The following is a 19,229-nucleotide window of genomic DNA, read 5'->3' as shown; positions in this document are numbered from 1 at the left end:
GCCTATCGTCTCAGACGCCTCCGACGACGCGTCGGCAGATCAGCCCCGGCGAGTTCCGCCACAGCGCGTCGCAGGTCCGACTGGGGCGCCGACTCAGCGAGCACACGGCCGGTGAGCAGGGCATCGTCGCAGGCCGCACGGTCCCAGGGCAGGAAGATCTCCAGCGGCTCCTCGGAGCCGAATCGCGTCCAGGCCTCACGGAGCTGGTCCTCTGGGGCTCGCCCCACTGCCTCGCGCCGGGTCTGGTTGATCAGCACCAGAGGCCGGGGCGCCTGGGGCACGTTGAGCCGCAGATCGTCCAGCCCCTTGATCAGCCGGGGGAAGGAGACGGGATCCGGTGCTCCGACGGCCAGCAGCGTGTGCGCCTCCTCCACTGCGACGACGGTGGCGGCGTTCCGCTGCGGGGCACGGGTGTCGAACGTCAGCTCCTCGTCCTGCTCGGTGGGTGCTGCCACATCGACGATCACATGGTCGAAGTCCCTGTCAGCGAGCTGCAGCACCTGGCGCAGGGCCCCTTCGCGCAGCTCGGGCCAGCGGTCGGCTCGCGGGAGCCCGGTGAGCAGATGCAGACGGCTGCCGCTGATGTCCACCACCGTGGCCGCCCGGCGCAGACGCGCAGAGTCCAGTCGACCCAGGTCGGCCTGCCGACAGGCCTGCGCCAGACCGGCGGATTCCTCCAGCAGTCCCAGATGCGCGGCCACGGAGGAGGCCACCGTGTCGGCATCGATGAGCAGCACGTGCGCTCCGGTGAGCGCCAGCTCGGCGGCGAGGTTCACCGCCAGTGTGGTGCGGCCTGGGCTGCCGGGAGCACCCCACACGGTGGTGATCCCGGCGATCCTGGTCTCCCCCGGTACGGTCGGGCGAATGTCGGCACGGCTCACCGACGAGTCGTCGGATTCGACCTCTGCGCCCCCGTCAGCATCCTGGTCAGAGTCCCGGTCAGTGTCTTGGTCAAAGTCCCGGTCAGTGTCCTGGTCAGAGTCCCCGTCAGTGTCCTGGTCAGAGTCCCGGTCAGAGTCCCGGTCAGGAACGTCCGAAAGGTCCGGAGACTCCTGCTGCCCGGTCGATCGAAGCAGGTCGGCCAGTTCTTCGTCCAGCGGATCGGCACCTCCGGCCGGTGAACCAGCATCGGAGTCGGAGGCAGCCTGGGGATCGGCTGCCGGCAGGACCCCGGCGCAGTCCCCAGATGCCACCTCGGGTACTGACCCCACCGTCGGCTCATCGGGCACTGGGCGCCCACGGAGGGCATCGACCAGGACTTCGACGTCGACGTCGTCGGGAAGTGCCACCGCGCCCAGATTCCTCAGGCGCGTGCGCTCCACGGCGACGTCGGAGACCACGACGACGACGATCCCGGGCTCGGTGAGCTCGGTGAGCAGCGAACCGGTGAGCGTATCCGTCTGCCCGATGATCAGCGCGGCGTCTGCCCAGCCCGCACGTGCCGCCGCCATGAGCTCAGCAAGGTCAGCACAGCGGCGGTCGATCGTGACCGGTCCATGGATCCGCTCCACCGCAGCGATATGGTCGTGATGGAGATGACCAGCTGTGATGACCGAGCAGCGTCTCACGAGCCCTCCCCGTCGCGCTCGAGGTCGCCGTCGGTGTCCTCGTCGGAACTCTCCTCGGCGTCGCGGGGGGCCTCCGCACCGGCGGGCACCAGCGACAGGGTCGCGGCGGAGCTGCGCGCGGCCAAGACGCTGGGCAGGTCCTCCGGATCGACCAGCAGCTCCACCGTCACCGCGGACTGGGCTCCGAAGGTGGAGGTGGACTCGGTGACCGCGGAGACCTCGGCGGTCTCCACGATCTGTTCCACCGGAGTCTCGGCGTCCGCGCCGACCGTCCCGCCGAAGGCCGCCCAGAGATCCACGGTGCGGCCGGGCTCCACCGCCCGGGCCAGCGCCTCGTCGACCTCCAGGGTGACGGCCTGGCGACCCAGCGGATCCGTGGTGTCCACTGCCCGCAGCGGGACCAGCTCCCCCTCGTCCACGACCGTGATGAACTGCAGGTCCGACCGGGGTTCGCGCTCGGCGCTGAGGTAGAGCTCGGCGACCTCGTCGAGCCGCACGTCCACCACACGCAGGTTCGCGATGTCGACGGGCTCCCCCACGGCCAGGGTGCGATCGGCCGCATAGACGGGGACTGTGCGGTCTTGCGCGGCGACCAGGGCCACGACTCCGGCCACCGAGGCGACCACGATCAGCACCCCGACGATGAGGCGGAGGTCCTTCCAACTCGGTCGCCGCAGCCGCTCGGCAGTGTCCTCAGTGGCGCGTGCCGCCGTCGCTGCGTCGTGCGTCTCAGCCGTCATGCATGCCCCTCGATGTCCGTTCCGTGTGTGATATGCCCGTGGTGTCCCCCTCAGGACCACCCCGACACCGCATCAGAGTAACCGACAGGCCAGGCCTGCGTCGTTGCTTGACGCAACCTGTGGACAATGCCACCAGCTGTGGACAAACAGCTCCGAATCGTCTCCGCTGTGAGAGAATCGGCCCTATTGGGACTGCAATGCACTAAACCCTATGACGTGCCTGGACCTCGGCCCCGATCACGTGCTCGTGGCATCCAGCAGGTCGAGCAGACCGACCAGACCGACCGGAGGGAATCGATGCGGCGCTTCCTCACGCTGCCCGACGTCGCCGAAGTGCTGAACATCTCGATGGACCAGGCACGCAGCCTGGTGCGCAGCGGCGACCTCGAGGCCATCCAGGTGGGCGGCCGCGGACAGTGGCGGATCGAGGAGGCGAAGTTGGACGAGTACATCGAACGTCAGTACGAAGTCCAGCGCCAGGCGCGCCGCGAGCGTGGACGCACCGCCCACTCGTCATCCCAGCCCTCATCCTGAAGCACACCCCAGCACACGCCGCCGACCCGGACGCTGCCTCCGCTGATCAGCTGGGCGGATGCGCTTCGGCCCTGATCTCCGTCATCGCGGCGAACGGCACCGTGCGCACGCCCTGAGCACGACGCAGGCGCGGGACCTCTCCGGCGATGGTTCGGGCGACCTCGCAGTGGTCGCGCCCCACGTTCACCAGCAGCCCGTGGACGAGGACCCCGCCCTCGGCGCCACGGATCTCGACGACGGCACGGTCCCGCGCCATTCCCCTCAGGACCATAGAGAGCCCCATCCGCCGGCGTACACGACTGTGCTCATGAGCCGCGCGCCGCGGCAGCCCCTCCACCGACTGCACGGCCTGCAGCGGCACGACGATGCCCTGATGCCCCTCGCTGCCGGCGATCCAGTCCTCCCCCACGGCGTCCAGGCGCATCTCCACAAGGCGCTCCCCCGGAAGGGCCACGGTCACCATCGCCCCGATCTGCGCACGCAGCCGGTCCACCAGGCCCACCGCCGCCTGCTCGAAGCGGGTGGCCTCCGCGATGTCCCGCTCGAGCTCAGCCGAAGCCTCGGCATCCCACCGAGCCTCCATGTCCGCGAACAATGCCTCCCACCGCACCCCGACCCCTCTCGCCTCTGATCCTCGACATCCTGCCAGCCGCCGCGGCAACACACTACCCAATCACCACTCATCCGTGTAGCATCCAATACCAGCAAATCACATCAAATCGCATCATCACATGGTGAACAGCTTCACGCACACATCTTGCGGCGCACGCCGCAGCCCACGAGACCCCGAACTCAGGGGCGTCGTCGAGCAGACATCAGGAGGGGCCATGAGCACGACCACACCGGAACGGCGACGGGATCGACGGCGTGGAAGGGGGAATCCCACAGACCGGGCGACCCGGCGACAGCCGACGCGGAGCTCCGCGGTCTCACCCCGGACCGCCCGATCGCGCACCATCAGCCGAGACCCCGGCCTCGACGTGCCGCAGCCGACCGATCAGCGGCAGGACGCAGTGCTGTCCCTGCTGAGCATCGCCGTCGGGCCGGTGCTGCTCATCTGCGGTGCCGCCATCCTGGACGTGCCCGTCGGTTCCCTGCTCTCCCCAGCGGCACCATCAGTGGTGCAGGAGCACCTCCCCCGGCTCGACTCCGGGCTGCGCGACGCCGAACACGTCGTCGGCCTCGGTGCCGCCGGCCTGGGCCTTCTGCTGAGTGCGGCCGCGCTTCTCGGTGCCGTCGCGTCGACGATGCTCGTAATTCTGGCGCGTCTCGGACGGCTCGATGCCGGCCCGGCGCGGAACATCTTGGAACGCCTGTCCCCGGGGTTCATGAGGCGCACAGTGGTGCTCACCCTGACCGCGCAGCTGGCGGTGACCGGCGCGGGTGCGGTGACGACGCTCCACCACCACTCCACTCCGAGCGGCACTGGGGGATCCAGCTCGATCAGCTCGATCAGCACAGACGACCGAGCCATGGAGGAGACACGATCTGCAGCCTCGGGCCCGACGGACCTGCTGCTGCCCCTCTCCGCCGCCGAGGATCCCCCGGACGAGACCGCCCAGAGCGCAGCGCCTGGGCCCGGACCAGTCGAGGAGCACCCGCCTGCCGCCGAGGAGGACCCGATGAGCCCGCTGTTCACCCCGGACCCGCCCGCACCCGAGGCGGACCGCCATCAGGGCGCAGAGACCCGTGAGCGGTCCGACGCGGAGGTGACCGTCCGCGCTGGGGACAGCCTGTGGGACATCGCTGCCGAGAAGCTGGGCCCTCAGGCCACGGACTGGGAGATCGCCGAGCTCTGGCCCCAGTGGTACGAGGCGAATCGAGAGGCCATCGGCGGTGACCCCGGGCGTCTGCTGCCCGGCACGGTGCTGACTCCTCCGGAGCACGATCAGTCCGCGTGACGTCCGCCGGCGGGCTCCACCGACAGGCCCGCACCACCCCACCCCGCTGCACCGCAGCGAAGAGAGGACCTGAGCATGACAGCCCCCATCCCAGAGCAGCATCTGGAGGCCGCCGCGCAGTCGACGAGCCGAGGACAGACCGACGCACAGACCACCACCCGGCTCGACTGTCTGGAACCGCTGATCAGGCTGGACGCCAGGGTGCGCCGAGATCCTGAGGCCAGCTGGACGGGACCTCCGATGCGACGTCCGAACACCTTCCGCCTGCAGCGGGAGGACGAGGTGCAGCGACTGATGAACCGCGCGGGCTCCGACGGCGTCTCGGTGAACGCCACGGCTGGAGGGGATCGCCGACGGCCCACAGAACTGGCCTCACTGCGCGAGGAACGAAGACAGGTCATCGCAGTGTCCCGGCTCATCTGTCAGGCCACGATGGAGACGCTGGCCGGGGTACGACCGGTCCAGCAGCTGCGCCGCTGGCTCGATCCCCTCGTCTACGCCAAGGTGCAGGAACGCAGCGTGCTGCTCGAGCACACACGGCGCCTGACTCGAGGCCACGAGAACCCCTCTCGAGAGACGACGACGCCCCCACGCCTCAGCCTGCGTCGCATCCGGACCCACTCCGTCGAGGCAGGGGTATGGGAGGTCTCGGTGATCTTCAGCGAGGAGACGCGCACCCGGGCCTGCGCGATGCGAGTGGAGGCGCACCGAGGCAGGTGGCGGGCCGTCGCCCTCGAGCTGGGCTGACACCGCCCCGAGCTGCCAGTGAGGCGACGAGCCGCTGCCGGGATCAGCCGGTGCTGCGGGACTCGGTCTGCTTGCCGCCGGTCTCGGTCGGGGCTGTGAAGTTGAGCTTCACCTTGGGCTGCTCGTCCTTGAGACCCGGCACGCTGACCTCCTTGCCCGCTGCTGCCACGCGGCCTTCCTTCACACCGGGCAGGCTGGTGGTCTTGGCACGGGCCGCCGCTGAGGTCACCTCAGCGTTGAAGAGGTAGCGCACGGAGTCCTCGCGAATGGAGTCGGCCATGGTCTGGAACAGCAGGTAGCCCTCACGCTGGTACTCCACCAACGGGTCGCGCTGAGCCATCGAGCGCAGACCGATGCCGGACTTCAGATAGTCCATCTCGTAGAGGTGCTCCTGCCACTTCTCATCGATCACCGAGAGCAGGACACGGCGCTCGAGCTGACGCATGGCCTCCTCGCCGAGCTCCTCCTCCTTGTTCTCATAGGCGATCTTGGCATCGGAGACGATCTCGCGCTTGAGCATCTTCACGGTGATCTGATCGATACCACCGGCCTCCTCGACAATGTCTGCGACCTCCAGCGAGATCGGGTACAACGTCTCCAGCTCCTCCCAGAGGCCCTCCAGGTCCCAGTCCTCGGAAGAGCTCGACGAGGTCCTCTCGTCGATCATCAGGCCGATCGCATCTTCGATGAAGTGCTGGACCTTCTCGTGGACGTCATCGCCCTCGAGGATGCGGCGACGATCAGAGTAGATCGCCTCGCGCTGCCGGTTCATCACATCGTCGTACTTCAGGACGTTCTTGCGGATCTCGGTGTTCTGACCCTCACGCTGCTGCTGGGCGTTGGCGATCGCGCCGGAGACGAACTTGTGCTCGACCGGGATCTGCTCGTCCATGGCCTTGGAGTTCATGATCCGCTGGGCTGCGGCCTGGTTGAACAGGCGCATCAGGTCATCTGTGAGCGAGATGTAGAAGCGCGACTCACCGGGGTCGCCCTGACGTCCGGAACGACCGCGCAGCTGGTTGTCGATGCGCCGGGACTGGTGGCGCTCGGTGCCGAGCACGTAGAGTCCGCCACGCTCACGGACCTCGTCGCCGTCCTTCTCGGCCTCGTCCTTGGCCGTGGTGAACACATCGTCCCACTTGGCCTCGTACTCCTCCGCATCCTCCGCCGGGTCCAGCCCGAGCTTCTCCATCTCGTGGACGGCGTTGAACTCCGCGTTGCCGCCGAGCATGATGTCAGTGCCTCGGCCGGCCATGTTGGTGGCCACGGTGACGGCGCCCTTGCGGCCGGCCTGCGCGACGATGGCCGCCTCATGCTCGTGGTTCTTCGCGTTGAGGACCTCATGGCGGATGCCGGCCTTGGCCAGCAGCTTGGAGAGGTACTCGGACTTCTCCACCGACTCGGTGCCGACGAGCACCGGCTGGCCCTTCTCGTGCCGCTCCACGATGTCCTGGAGCACCGCGTCGAACTTCACGACCTCATTCTTGTAGACCAGGTCATTGTGATCGACGCGCTGGCGGGGCCTGTTCGGCGGGATCGGCACCACGCCCAGACCATAGGTGGACATGAACTCGGCAGCTTCGGTCTCGGCCGTGCCGGTCATGCCGGAGATCTTCTCGTATCCACGGAAGTAGTTCTGCAGAGTGACGGTGGCGCGGGTCTGATTCTCCGCCTTGATCCGCACCTCCTCCTTGGCCTCGATGGCCTGGTGCAGGCCTTCGTTATAGCGCCGGCCCTTGAGCATGCGGCCGGTGTGCTCGTCGACGATGTGGACCTCGTTCTTGACGACCACGTAGTCGGTGTCGCGCTTGTAGAGCTCCTTGGCGCGGATCGCATTGTTGAGGTACTGGATCAGCGTCGTGTTCTGGGTCTCGTAGAGGTTCTCGATGCCCAGGTAGTCCTCGACCTTGTCGATGCCGGGCTCGAGCACCCCCACCGTGCGCTTCTTCTCGTCGACCTCGTAGTCCTCGTCCTTGTGGAGCTTCTTCACCAGGGTCGCGAAGTCGGTGTACCAGCGAGAGATGTCCCCGGAGGCCGCCCCGGAGATGATCAGCGGGGTCCGGGCCTCATCGATGAGGATGGAGTCGATCTCGTCGATGATCGCGTAGTGGTGCTCGCGCTGGACCAGGTCGTCCAGCGACTGGGCCATGTTGTCCCGGAGGAAGTCGAAGCCGAACTCGTTGTTCGTGCCATAGGTGATGTCCGCGGCGTAGGCTTCACGGCGCTGGGCCGGCTTGAGATCATTGGTGATCGTCCCAGTGGTCATACCGAGGAAGCGGAAGACACGTCCCATCAGGTCCGACTGGTACTTCGCCAGGTAGTCGTTGACGGTGACGACGTGGACGCCCTTACCCGAGAGCGCGTTGAGGTAGGCCGGCGCCGTGGCGACCAGCGTCTTGCCCTCACCGGTGCCCATCTCTGCGATGTTGCCCAGGTGCAGGGCCGCGCCACCCATGAGCTGGACGTCGTAGTGACGCTGGCCCAAGGTTCGGTCGGCGGCCTCGCGCACTGCGGCGAAGGCCTCAGGCAGCAGCGAGTTCAGCGACTCGCCGTCGCGGTGGCGCTCCTTGAAGCGCTCGGTCTCCGCACGCAGCTCAGCGTCGGAGAGCTCTTTGAACTCGTCCTCCAAGAGATTGACGGCGTCGGCGTAGGCGCCAAGCGTCTTGAGGATCTTCTTGTCCCCGGTCTTGAGGATTCGTTCGAGCAGAGTAGGCACGGCCGGTTCTCCATCAGGTGTGTATCGGTCCTCGGCTGCGCTGACGGTGCCGGGATGTGTCCCGGGCCACCTGCACGGAGCCGCTTGTCAGTCTACGCGCTGAGGCTGGACGGTGCCTAAAGGGCCACGACGCGCGACGATCTTCGGTGCGGATGCCGCAGTCTCGGCACCGGCATGACGGCGGGGCCCGGACGTGATGTCCGAGCCCCGCACGTCACGGTCAGACGGTCAGATGCGGCTCGTCGTCCCGCATGTCATGTGCCCGTCCGGGCACCGGCTCAGGCCACCCCGACCTTCCGCGGTGTGGTGCCGTTCTCCGGGCGGTAGCTGCGCTCCTCCGTGGTGGGCTCGTCGATCTGCCGCTCGGCGTCCAACGAGATCACTCCGTAGGTCCATCCACGACGCCGATACACCGCCGAGGCCTGTCCGGTCTCATCATCGATGTACAGGTAGAAGTCATGCCCCACCAGCTCCATGGCGTCGACAGCCGCGTCCACGCTCATGGGCTCAGCGGGGAACACCTTGCGACGGATCTTGACCGTCCCGGCGTCGACGTCGTCCTCAGCCGGCGGATGGTCATCCGCAGCCTCTGCGTCCAGGACCTGCTCATAGAGGGGGCGATCCGTGGAGACGGGATCGAGCCCGGCCATCGCGGTGGCGACGTCAGGTGCTCCGTTCCGGGAGGCGTTGTGCGCGCGGGACTTCTTACGGTCACGGACGCGGCGGAGACGCTCGGTCAGCTTGTTGAGCGCGATCTCGAACGCGGCGAACTTGTCCTCGGCCTGAGCCTCCGAACGCACCACTTTGCCCCGACCGATGACGGTCAGCTCCACGGTCAGCGCAGTGTCTGCGCGACGGTGGGCGTTCTCGGAGGCGACTTTGACTTCCAGGCGATGCCCTTTGTCCGCGAGCTGCTCGATCTTGTCGATCTTGTCCTGGACGTGTTCCTTGAAGGCGGAGGGGATCTGGATGTTCCGTCCGGTATAGCTGACCTGAAGGGTCATGGTGTCCTCCTCGTTTCCGATGACAGCACGACGGCCGATCGGGACATGCGTCCCGTCGCCGCTGCGATGGGACCCATCGTGAAGATACCCATACTCCACCCTAGGACGAATCCACTCATTCGTCACGGGCAGATCCGGAACTGGACCTCGGCGTCGGGCGACACGCCGAGGCGGCCCGTCCGGAGCCCTCCGCCCCCGGGCTCCGACGCCGGGAGGCGGCCAGCACCGCGGCACCGCGCACGACGGCGCCGGCTCCGGCGAGGGCCCTGTGCAGCTCGTGCAGCGTCGCCCCGGTGGTGAGCACGTCGTCGACCAGGATCACTTCCGTCCCCGGCAGGATCCGGCGGCCCGCGGCGGTGATCCGCAGCGTCCCGCGCAGGGCCCGGCGGCGCGCCCCCATCCCACGGGCCTTCTGACCGGCCCCGGGCAGCAGGGAGCGCAGCGCCGCGGACTTGGTCGGAGCCACCAGACCGGAGGCAGGACGCAGACCGCAGGCACCGAGCAGATGCTCCACCGGACGATGGCTGCGACGCAGTCGGGCCGCCGGCGTCGAGGGCGGGCAGACGAGCAGCGGAGCTGACGCCGGGTGCAGCTGCGCGCAGGCTCCGGTCACCGCGCCGTGCAGGGCTGGGGCGAGCACACGGGCCAGTCCGGTCACCTCGTGGTCCTTGTAGGCCAGGACCGTCCGCGCGACCAGCCCCTCATACCGGGACGCGGACACCGCAGGCAACGCCACCAGCTCGACGTCGGCCCCCTCACCACCGCCCGCCGGCGGCACCAGCGGCAGGGCCAGCGCCTGCTCCTCCGCGCGGAAGGGCCGACGGGTGAGGTCCCGCAGCAGCTCGCCACAGTCCCCGCACAGCACCACGTCCTCACGACCGCACCCGGCGCACCACACCGGGGAGATGACCCCGGCGACCTCCCGGAGGAGCCGACGGACGGACCAGGCCCAGGCTCCACGGGCAGGTCGACGGCTGCGCGGAGAGCGGGGAGGGCCAGCAGCACATGACATGGCTCCAGCCTCACGGGCTCGAGGCAGCAGATCACCTGGCACCGGCACGCTGTGGAGAGGCGGGCGCGCCGTGCCCCCTTTTGCCTTCCTGTGGAGGAACAGCTCACGAGCGTCAGCCGGGGAAGGCGTAGTCCCGGACCTCGACCTCTTCGTTGATGTCCCAGCTGTCACCGCTGCGGGAGTTGTACGGCGCATCGACCCGCTCGGCGAACACCGTACGCAGCCCCTCCCCGGCGGAGACGTTCTGCAGACCGAGCAGCGGGCTGCCCAGCGACTGGTTGGAGCCGTTGAGGTTCACCCTTTCGACCTCCACAGCGGAGTCGTCCGAGGTGGACCAGATGACCAGCGCGTCCTGCTCCAGCCACCGGACGTCACCGGGTTCGGCCGTGGTCGTTTGCAGGGCGATCGGCTCACCGAGGCCTCGCGGCGTCCCGGAGGAGTCGCGCACGACCCCCGCCAGATAGAGCCGGGACTCGCCGCCGTCGTCGACCACGACCGCGGCGCGGGCACCGTCCTGGGCGATCCGCAGGGACTTCACCTCCAGGTCGACCAGCCAGTCCGCGCTGACCTCCAAAGCGGCCTGGGCCAGGGTCTCGTCATAGGCGGCGACGTGCACATGGGCCCCGTCGTCCTCGTTGCTGGCGCTCCAGGTCCAGCCGAAGTTGTCCATCGAGGGCCGAGTGAGCTCCTCCCCGGAGAGCACCGGATCAGGGCTCCGGTTCGGCCGCAGGTGGTAGAGCTCCTCCCCCTCGCCGTCCAGGAAGGCGAAGATCTCCTCCGCCTCGGCAGGCAGAGCAGGCTTCTGCGGCTCCAGGTCCGAGATATCCGGCAGAGAGCCTATGGACAGGGTCTGGAGGTCCTGCACACGGACCAGCGTGTCGTCCAGGACACCGACCTGCGTGTTGCCCACGCTGGGCCGATCCTCGATCCCCAACGCGTCGGTGGACTGATCGGGCATCTCATACTCGGCCTGTCCCGCCGTGATCTCCACGGCTCGCACACCGGGGAGATCGAGCAGCGCCAGCTCCAGCTGATGCTGCATCAGCAGACGCTCCTGATTGCTCGCCCCGCGCAGGTGCTCCGGATCCAGGTCGACGACTGCGACCCCCTCCTCCACCGGCACCGACGGCCGCTGCAGCGCAGTGCCGTTGGAGAACGCCGAACTCACCGCCGGCTCCAGGTAGGCGGCCGGGCCGTCGAGAAGGGCGCTGACGATCTCGGTGGTGATGCCGTCCCGGTTGCTGCGGAACCAGCGGATGTCGGGGACCGCATAGAGCCGCTGCGGGTCGTAGAAGGAGAGCGTGTGGGCCTCATAGACGGTGGCGAACGACCCGGAGGTCACCATGGTGCCCTCCGGCGCCTCGGTGATGCGCCACTCCCCGTCGACCTCCTCGAGCCGGAACTCCTCCGTCTGGGTCTGACCCTCCGGGAACTGCGTCATGATCCCGGACTCGTCGATGGCGGACTCCACCTCCATCTGCACCGAATAGGTGTCATCTCCCATGGCGAGCACATTCGGGTCCCCGGCGTAGACGAGGGTGCGGGCCCCGGAGATCCACTCGGCCCCGGCCTCCTCGGTCATGTACTCACGGGCGACCTCATACTGGCTGCTGGGCTCGACCCCGGCGTTGATGAAGCCCAGCACGATGTCGTCGGGGCTCATCCCCTCCACCGGCGAGCGTGCCTGGATGTTGTAGGCCGGGTCGCCGCCGACGTCGGGCTCGGAGGTCCCCACCGGGCCGTCGGTGGGCAGCATCGGTGTGCACCCGGCGGCGAAGAGGACGACAGCGCTCAGCGCGGCGATCAGGGCAGTCAGGCGATGGCGCAACATCAGTCCATCTCCTTCGGGCGGTTCAGGGACTGTTCGGTGACGCGGTCGTGATCGACTTCTCCGGTGGCAGGGGCACCGTCCACCGGCATGGAGACCCTCCGGCGATCCGAGGACCGATAGACCGGCGGCAGGGCCAACGGGGAGGCACGGTACGGCTCGTCCTGCCGACGTGGCAGGACCAGGCGGAAGCAGGAGCCCTGGCCCTTCTGCCCCCACGCGTCCAGCGCGCCATGATGGAGCCGCGTGTCCTCGGTGGCGATGGACAGCCCCAGTCCGGATCCGCCGGTGGTGCGCGCCCGAGCCGGGTCGGCGCGCCAGAAGCGGTCGAAGACGTGAGCCACCTCGGAGGGGCTCATCCCCAGGCCGTGGTCCCGCACCGCGACTCCCACGGCGGTCGGTGAGGAGGCGATGACCAGATCCACGGGGCGAGACTCCGCGTGCTCGATGGCGTTGTTGATGAGATTGCGCAGGATCCTGTCGATCCGGCGCGGGTCAGCCTCGACGACGAAGCCCTCCCCCTGCACCACGAACGAGAGCGGGGTCTGCGAGCGGTCGGCCAGCGGCAGCGCAGTGGTCAGCGCATCCTGGGCCAGGCTGCGCAGGTCCACGTCGGTCAGCGCCAGCTCGGCGGCGCCGGCGTCGAAGCGGGACATCTCCAGCAGGTCCGAGAGCATCGCCTGGAACCTCTCCACCTGGTGGTAGAGCAGCTCGGTGGAACGCTGGTTGACCGGGTCGAAGTCCTCGCGGGACTCGTGCAGGACCTCGGCGGCCATGCGCACAGTGGTCAGCGGTGTGCGCAGCTCGTGGGAGACGTCGGAGACGAAACGCTGCTGCATCTTCGACAGGTTCGCCAGCTGGGTGATCTGCTCCTGCAGGTTGGAGGCCATGCGGTTGAAGGAGATTCCCAGCCGGGCGATCTCGTCCTCACCGCGCACCGCCAGGCGCTGATCAAGCTGTCCGGCGGCGATCCGTTCGGAGACCTCCGCCGCCTGGGAGATCGGAGAGACCACCGAGCGGGTCACCCAGGCTGCCACGGCCATGTTGAGCACCAGCAGCGCCAGACCGGCCAGCAGCATGATGCGGGTCAGGAACGCCAAGGTCTCCTGCACGGTGGAGAAGTCATAGAGGAAGTAGAGACCCATGATGTCCCCCGGAGGAAGAGTCACCTGGGTGCCGAAGATGACTCCGGGGGTCTCGACGTCGTCCCGTTCGAAGGAGACCGACTGCCAGTACTGGCCGGTGCCGCCGGCCACCGCTGCGCGCAGCTCATCGGAGACCACCGCTTCGGTGACGTCCTCACTCAGCCCTCGCGGGATGCGGCCGGCCACGGACTGGGTGTCGATGTCGGTGTCGTCCAGCGGCACCAGGAAGACGTAGCGGTGGATCTGTGATCCGGTGTCCTCCTGCTGGATGAGCGTGTCGGCGACCAGCCCGTCAGCCTCGCTGCGGTCCGCGGTGGAGGCGGAGATGAACTCGTTGCGGATCTGCTGCATCCCGTTGGATGCCTCGAGCTCGATCTGGTCGAAGCGCTCCTGGAAGAGCCCGGTGGTGACCTGTTGGGCGAGGAAGGCCGCCACCAGGCCGGTGCCGAGCATGGTCAGCAGTCCTGTGAAGGCCACCGCCCGGAACAGCAGCGAGCGCCCCCACAGACGAGGGAGCCGCGCCAGGCGTCGGCCGGCGCGACGGAACAGGCCGGCGTCGGACCTGCCCGCCCCGACCTGCGGGTTCTCCGCCGTCGTCGGCGCCTCGGTGCGTGCCGGGCGGATCACCGAGACAGCTCCGGTGGTGGTGGCGATCGCTCGGGAGGCGGAGGCGCGGCCTTCATCCTCGGTGATGGTCTACCCCTGTCCGCCGCCAGCCTTGTACCCCACGCCGCGGACCGTCTGGACGATCTCGGGGTGCTCCGGGTCCTTCTCGATCTTCGACCGCAGACGTTGCACGTGGACGTTGACCAGCCGCGTGTCCGCCTGATGGCGGTAGCCCCAGACCTCTTCGAGCAGCATCTCCCGGTTCCACACCTGCCAGGGCTTCTTCGCCAGCGCGGTGAGCAGGTCGAACTCCAGCGGGGTCAGGGAGATCCTCGTCTCGCCGCGACGGACCTCGTGGCCGGCGACGTCGATGGTCAGGTCACCGATGGTGAGCTGCTCGGACTCCGGCCGGGGATGCGTCTCTGCCGGCCGCAGCCGTGCACGGACGCGGGCCACCAGCTCGGCCGGTTTGAAGGGCTTGGGCACGTAGTCGTCCGCACCGGCCTCCAGGCCGCGCACCACGTCGGCGGTGTCCGACTTCGCGGTGAGCATGATGATCGGGGTGTCGGCCTCGTCACGGATCTCCCGGCACACCTCGATGCCGTCCTTGCCCGGAAGCATGAGGTCGAGCAGGACGACGTCGGGCTTGGTGCTGCGGAACTCCTCGAGCGCCCGCTCTCCGGTGGCGCAGAAGGTGGGTTCGAAGCCGTCATTGCGCAGCACGATGCCGATCATCTCGGCCAGCGCCTCATCGTCATCGACGACCAGAATCCTGGCTTTCATCAGCTCTCCTGTTCCTCTCGCCCTGCACGTGCCCGGTCCATCCCGCCAGGATATATGACAAGGTGCCGCAGACCGGCTGGTCAGCGCGTCACAGGGGTGTCAGCCACAGGACACGGGCTATAGGGTGAAAGCCTGCACGACGTCAGGACTTGTGATCAGGAGGGGAACCATGACGACGGGGTGGAGCACCGAGGAGTCGACGCCTGCCTACCCGGGCCGCGTGTTCCCGATCCGACGCATGACTCTCGGCGAGGTGCTCGGCGGCGGGTTCTCGATGCTCCGGCACGCGCCGAAGGCCGTGATCGGGGTGCCCTTCGTGGCCGGGATGATCAGCTTCCTGCTGTCGATGCTGGTGTTCACGATGACCCCCTCGGGCAACATCCTGCGCCTGATGTATGACCCGATGGCCTTTGAGGACGAGGAGCTCCTGTACAGCGTGTTCACCAGCCTGGCCTTCTGGCTGGGGCTCATCGTCGTCTCGGTCGTGCAGTACTTCGTGCTCGCCGTGGCGTACTCGCTCGTCGCCCTCCCCACCCTGCGCGCCGCCTACGGCTACCGCACCAGCTTCACCCAGACCCTGCGGCTGCGCTCCGGCCGCCTCGGCTGGCTGGTGCTGCACCTGCTCCTGCTCAGCATCCTGGTGATGGTCCTGGGCGCCGCTGTGTTCGTCCTCGTCCTGCTGCTCGCGGTGGCCACGTTCGGCATCGGGCTCATCCTGGTGCTGCCGGGAGCGCTGCTGCTCGGCGCCTGGATCACCGCCGGGCTGATGTACGCCCCGATCGTGCTGCTGGTCGAGGATCGCGGCCCGTTCGCCGCGATGGCCCGCTCCTGGCGGCTGAACCGCGGGCGCTGGTGGATCAACATCGGCACGGTGGCGCTGATCTACCTCATGACGTTCGTGATGGTCATGATCGCCTCCATGCCGATCGGCATCATCTCGGTGATCGGCGGGGAGATGGCGATGGCCTCCCCTGACGGCGGCACGACGATGTCGATGGTGCTGTTCACCCTGGCCAGCTTCTTCGACTCGGCCGTCAGCGCCGTGTTCCTCGGCCTGGTCGGCGCACTGGTGACGGTGATGTACCTCAACTGCCGCATCCATCAGGAGAGCCTCGATGTCGCGCTGCTGACAGTCGCCGAAGGCGCGGTCGACGACGGCACGGTCATCCCCGCTTCCGTGCAGCACCTGGGCCAGCCGACGGCGGCGGCCCCGCAGTGGCACGGTCCCCCGGCCGGTGGTGATCACTGGGGCGGCCACCAGCCGACCGCCGGGCAGAGTCCGTACGGGCAGGCGCCCTACGGTCAGAACCCCTCCGGGCAGGCGCCCTACGGCCAGAACCCCTCCGGGCAGGCGCCCTACGGCCAGAACCCCTACGGGCAGGCGCCCTACGGCCAGAACCCCTACGGGCAGGCGCACCATGGTCAGAACCCCTACGGCCAGTCCCCGCAGGACCCGTCCCGTCCCGGGCACCCTCCGCGCCCTGATGGGCCCGGGTCGGGGCCCGACTTCGGCCAGCCGAGGTGACGCCGCCACATGCCCCTGGACCCGTCGACCCTGCTGGCGCCGCACGCCGTCGCGCCCCTGGCCTCCACACCGCTGTCTCCCAGCCGTGACGAGGCTCGGGACCTGCTCGAGCGCGAGCTGGCCGACCCCGCGTACCAGCGAGAGCTGACAGGACCGATCCGTCAGGCCATCGACGACTTTCTGCGCTGGCTCGACGAGCGTCTCGGCACCATCGGGGGCATCGACATCCCCTACGGGCCGTTGATCATCCTGGTGCTGCTGACCGCCGCGATCGTCCTGGCCATCGTGCTCGTCCGGCCCCGGCTGCAGCGCGCCGCAGGCGCCGATGACCCGCTGGACACCGATGTCGGCATCAGCAGCGAGGAGCTGCGTACCCGTGCCGAGGCCCACCGGCGGGCCGGACGGGTGGACGAGTCCTACCGGGATGTCTTCCGCGCCGTGGTGCGTGCCGCCGAGGAGCGCGACATCCTCACCGAGATGACGGGCCGCACTGCCTCCGAGGCGGCCATGGAACTCGGCCGCTCCTTCCCGGTCCACGCGCGGCGCATCGGGATGGCCGCCGACCTGTTCAACCTCTCCCGCTACGGCGGACGTTCACTGACTCTGCAGGACTGCGACGACGTCGCCGAGCTTGACGCCCTGCTGACCGCCGCGCAGCCTCAGGACGACACCGCCGCTGCCCTGCCCCAGGTGGTGGCGCCCCGATGACCGCCCAGAGCCCCGCCCGCTCGAGCGGCGGCGCCACCGTGCAGAACTTCTCATCCGCCTTGCGCACCACCCTGCGACGGTGGCAGTTCTGGCTGCTGCTGGTCGTGCTGGGCGTGCTGTTCGCCGTCGTCGTCCAGCTGCTCACCGTCGAGGACCAAGAGCGCTACGGACTCAGCAACACAGACCTGGACGGCTACGCGGCCGTCGCCGCGGTGCTGCAGGATGAGGGAGTGGACATCCACCACGCCCCCACGGCAGAGATCGCCCGCGAGCACCTGGAGCAGCTGCCCGACGCCGCCGTCGTCGTCCTCGAGCAGGGCCCCGAGGCGAGTCCGCGACTGGTGGAGGAGCTGGCCGAGTCCATGCGCGAGATCGTCTGGATCTCCCCGACAGCGTCGACGCGGCTGAGCGCCTTCGAGGAGCTGAGCCCCGCGGGCGCCATCCCGGCCTCCAGCACCACCGAGCTCCCCGAGGTCCTGGAGACCGGAGAGGCCTGCTCAGTGGCCCCGGCTGAGCGCGCCGAGGCCATCCGCGCCCCCGGGCAGCTGTTCACCGGCGGCACCGGTTGCTTCGTCCACGACTCGGAGGAGGGAGACTCGGCACACGCGTTGGCGGAGACCCGCGGCGGCCTCGTCTTCGGCGCCCCGGAGGCGTTCACCAACCGCCACATCACCTCTGAGGGCAACGCGGCCCTGGCGCTGGGCCTTTTCGGCCAGCAGCAGGATCTCATCTGGTACACCCCCTCCGGCATGGACTCGCTCGCCTCCGACGAGTGGGCCTCTCCGTGGGACTTCATGCCTGACTGGGTGGACCGGCTCACCTGGTGGCTGCTGATCTGCACGCTGCTGCTGATGCTGGTGGCCGGGCGCCGGCACGGACCGGTGGTGATCGAGCCGCTTCCCGTGGAGGTGCCCGCCTCCGAATCCGCAGAAGGTCGTGGCAGGCTCTACCAGCAGGCCGACGCAGCCTCGGAGTCCGCCAGGACGCTGCGTTCCGCTCACCTGCTCCGCCTGACCCGGCTGCTGCGTCTGGGCCCCGGCACCCCGGAGCAGCACGTGATCGCCGCCGTCGCCACACAGAACGGTCGACCTCCCGCAGAGATCGCACACGCTCTCGACGCCTCAGCGATCAGCGGGAACTCTGAGATGGTGAGATACGCCCAGGGGCTGGCCGCTCTGGAGGACGAGATCCGGATCCGGCTCGGCCATGGCCCGCGCCGTGGCCCGGCCGTGACGGCCTCACGCGGGCCACAGGACGAGAAGACGTGGGACAGCTCCAGACAGAACGAGACGCCGAGGGAAGAGACACCGTGACACCACAACAGCCCGACCAGACCCATCAGCACCAGCCGGCGGCGCCGGCTCAGACACAGCAGGCAGCCCGCCCCCCGCAGGCGAGCCAGACCCAGCCGCGACCCGCCTCGACGGCCGGCGCGTCCCCCTCGGGTGCGCCGGACACGCTTCGCGACCGGTTCCACCAGGTGCGGCATGAGGTCTCCAAGGCCGTCGTCGGTCAGGACGGGGCGGTCACCGGTGTGCTCATCGGGCTGCTGGTGCGCGGTCATGTGCTGCTCGAAGGCGTGCCGGGAGTGGCGAAGACCCTGCTGGTCCGCGCCATGTCGGCCTCGCTGTCGCTGGACACGGCCCGGGTGCAGTTCACCCCGGACCTCATGCCGGGCGACGTCACCGGCTCGTTGGTCTACGACTCCACCACCGGGGACTTCGCCTTCCGCGAAGGCCCGGTGTTCACAAATCTGATGCTCGCCGACGAGATCAACCGAACACCACCGAAGACCCAGGCCTCCCTGCTCGAGGCCATGGAGGAGCGCCAGGTCTCGGTCGATGGCATCGGGCGCCCGCTGCCCGATCCCTTCCTGGTGGCCGCCACCCAGAACCCGGTGGAGTACGAAGGCACCTACCCGCTGCCGGAGGCGCAGCTGGACCGGTTCCTGCTGAAGATCACCCTGGACCTGCCCCAGCGCGGCGAGGAGATCGAGGTGATCCGCCGACACGCCGCCGGCTTCAACCCCTCGGACCTGGCGGCAGCGGGAGTCCGCCCGGTAGCCTCCGAGGCCGACATCAAGGCCGCCCGACAAGCCGTCTGGTCGGTCGCGCTGGCCCCTGAGGTCATCGCCTACATCGTGGACATCGCGCGGGCCACCCGACAGTCCCCCAGCTTTCAGCTCGGGGTCTCGCCACGAGGCGCCACCGCGCTGATGAACTCCGCGAAGGCCTGGGCCTGGCTCTCCGGGCGCGACTTCGTGACACCCGACGACGTCAAGTCCCTCGCCCTGCCCTGCCTGCGGCACCGTGTCGCCCTGCGGCCCGAGGCCTCCATGGACGGTGTCAGCGTGGACGACGTGCTGCAGGGCATCCTCGCCACTGTGCCCGTGCCCCGCTGACCAGCCTCACC

At 68.8% G+C, this 19,229-nt stretch carries 16 protein-coding genes; 7 read left to right on the top strand and 9 right to left on the bottom strand.

What is annotated here, in order from left to right; genetic code table 11:
* Positions 1-2 precede the first annotated feature (2 nt).
* Both HNR09_RS11960 and HNR09_RS11955 read right to left on the bottom strand, forming a co-directional pair.
* A complete protein-coding gene (locus HNR09_RS11960; protein WP_179542252.1) occupies positions 3-1,568 on the bottom strand; it encodes a CpaE/TadZ family protein in 1,566 nt (521 codons plus the stop codon).
* Positions 1,565-2,308 (bottom strand): CpaB family protein, encoded by a 744-nt coding sequence (locus HNR09_RS11955; protein WP_179542251.1) that lies wholly within the window; start codon positions 2,306-2,308, stop codon positions 1,565-1,567. The genes HNR09_RS11960 and HNR09_RS11955 overlap by 4 nt, the downstream gene beginning before the upstream one ends.
* 297 nt (positions 2,309-2,605) lie before the next feature.
* Here HNR09_RS11955 and HNR09_RS11950 point away from each other — a divergent pair, with 297 nt between their 5' ends.
* Entirely contained in the window at positions 2,606-2,842 is a 237-nt protein-coding gene (locus HNR09_RS11950) for a helix-turn-helix domain-containing protein (protein ID WP_179542250.1), read from the top strand.
* Positions 2,843-2,888: 46 nt separating this feature from the next.
* On the opposite strand, the gene HNR09_RS11945 is transcribed toward HNR09_RS11950, so the two are convergent.
* Positions 2,889-3,425 carry a hypothetical protein gene (locus HNR09_RS11945; RefSeq protein ID WP_179542249.1) on the bottom strand — a complete coding sequence of 179 codons (537 nt, stop codon included), beginning with the start codon at positions 3,423-3,425 and terminating at the stop codon, positions 2,889-2,891.
* 244 nt (positions 3,426-3,669) lie between these two features.
* Between HNR09_RS11945 and HNR09_RS11940 the strand changes: the two genes are divergently transcribed.
* Both HNR09_RS11940 and HNR09_RS11935 read left to right on the top strand, forming a co-directional pair.
* Entirely contained in the window at positions 3,670-4,743 is a 1,074-nt protein-coding gene (locus tag HNR09_RS11940; RefSeq protein WP_179542248.1) for a LysM peptidoglycan-binding domain-containing protein, read from the top strand.
* A gap of 75 nt (positions 4,744-4,818) precedes the next feature.
* Positions 4,819-5,490 carry an Rv3235 family protein gene (locus HNR09_RS11935; RefSeq protein ID WP_179542247.1) on the top strand — a complete coding sequence of 224 codons (672 nt, stop codon included), beginning with the start codon at positions 4,819-4,821 and terminating at the stop codon, positions 5,488-5,490.
* 43 nt (positions 5,491-5,533) lie between these two features.
* On the opposite strand, the gene secA is transcribed toward HNR09_RS11935, so the two are convergent.
* From secA to mtrA, 6 genes are all read right to left on the bottom strand, one after another.
* Positions 5,534-8,206, bottom strand: a complete 2,673-nt coding sequence (gene secA / locus HNR09_RS11930) for a preprotein translocase subunit SecA (protein WP_179542246.1) — start codon at positions 8,204-8,206, stop codon at positions 5,534-5,536.
* Between the two features lie 278 nt (positions 8,207-8,484).
* Positions 8,485-9,210, bottom strand: a complete 726-nt coding sequence (hpf, locus tag HNR09_RS11925; RefSeq protein WP_179542245.1) for a ribosome hibernation-promoting factor, HPF/YfiA family — start codon at positions 9,208-9,210, stop codon at positions 8,485-8,487.
* Positions 9,211-9,325: 115 nt separating this feature from the next.
* Entirely contained in the window at positions 9,326-10,222 is an 897-nt protein-coding gene (locus tag HNR09_RS11920; protein WP_179542244.1) for a ComF family protein, read from the bottom strand.
* A gap of 112 nt (positions 10,223-10,334) precedes the next feature.
* On the bottom strand, positions 10,335-12,053 hold the full coding sequence (locus tag HNR09_RS11915; protein WP_179542243.1) for an LpqB family beta-propeller domain-containing protein: 1,719 nt from the start codon (positions 12,051-12,053) through the stop codon (positions 10,335-10,337).
* Complete coding sequence (gene mtrB / locus HNR09_RS11910; protein WP_179542242.1) at positions 12,053-13,822, bottom strand: MtrAB system histidine kinase MtrB; 1,770 nt, start codon at positions 13,820-13,822, stop codon at positions 12,053-12,055. The genes HNR09_RS11915 and mtrB overlap by 1 nt, the downstream gene beginning before the upstream one ends.
* A 69-nt stretch (positions 13,823-13,891) precedes the next feature.
* Positions 13,892-14,584 carry an MtrAB system response regulator MtrA gene (mtrA, locus tag HNR09_RS11905; protein ID WP_179542241.1) on the bottom strand — a complete coding sequence of 231 codons (693 nt, stop codon included), beginning with the start codon at positions 14,582-14,584 and terminating at the stop codon, positions 13,892-13,894.
* Positions 14,585-14,753: 169 nt separating this feature from the next.
* Here mtrA and HNR09_RS11900 point away from each other — a divergent pair, with 169 nt between their 5' ends.
* From HNR09_RS11900 to HNR09_RS11885, 4 genes are read left to right on the top strand one after another with little or no spacing between them, the layout of a single operon-like run.
* Complete coding sequence (locus HNR09_RS11900; protein WP_179542240.1) at positions 14,754-16,109, top strand: DUF7847 domain-containing protein; 1,356 nt, start codon at positions 14,754-14,756, stop codon at positions 16,107-16,109.
* 9 nt (positions 16,110-16,118) lie between these two features.
* Positions 16,119-16,817 (top strand): DUF4129 domain-containing protein, encoded by a 699-nt coding sequence (locus HNR09_RS11895; protein WP_179542239.1) that lies wholly within the window; start codon positions 16,119-16,121, stop codon positions 16,815-16,817.
* Positions 16,814-18,130: a DUF4350 domain-containing protein gene (locus tag HNR09_RS11890; protein WP_179542238.1), complete on the top strand. Its 1,317-nt coding sequence runs from the start codon at positions 16,814-16,816 to the stop codon at positions 18,128-18,130. The genes HNR09_RS11895 and HNR09_RS11890 overlap by 4 nt, the downstream gene beginning before the upstream one ends.
* Positions 18,127-19,218: an AAA family ATPase gene (locus HNR09_RS11885; RefSeq protein ID WP_179542237.1), complete on the top strand. Its 1,092-nt coding sequence runs from the start codon at positions 18,127-18,129 to the stop codon at positions 19,216-19,218. The genes HNR09_RS11890 and HNR09_RS11885 overlap by 4 nt, the downstream gene beginning before the upstream one ends.
* Positions 19,219-19,229: the final 11 nt, after the last annotated feature.

Source organism: Nesterenkonia xinjiangensis (genome assembly GCF_013410745.1).
GTDB classification, from domain to species: domain Bacteria; phylum Actinomycetota; class Actinomycetes; order Actinomycetales; family Micrococcaceae; genus Nesterenkonia; species Nesterenkonia xinjiangensis.
Note: the sequence above shows the minus strand (reverse complement) of the source record. Positions and strands in the feature narration are given on the sequence as shown.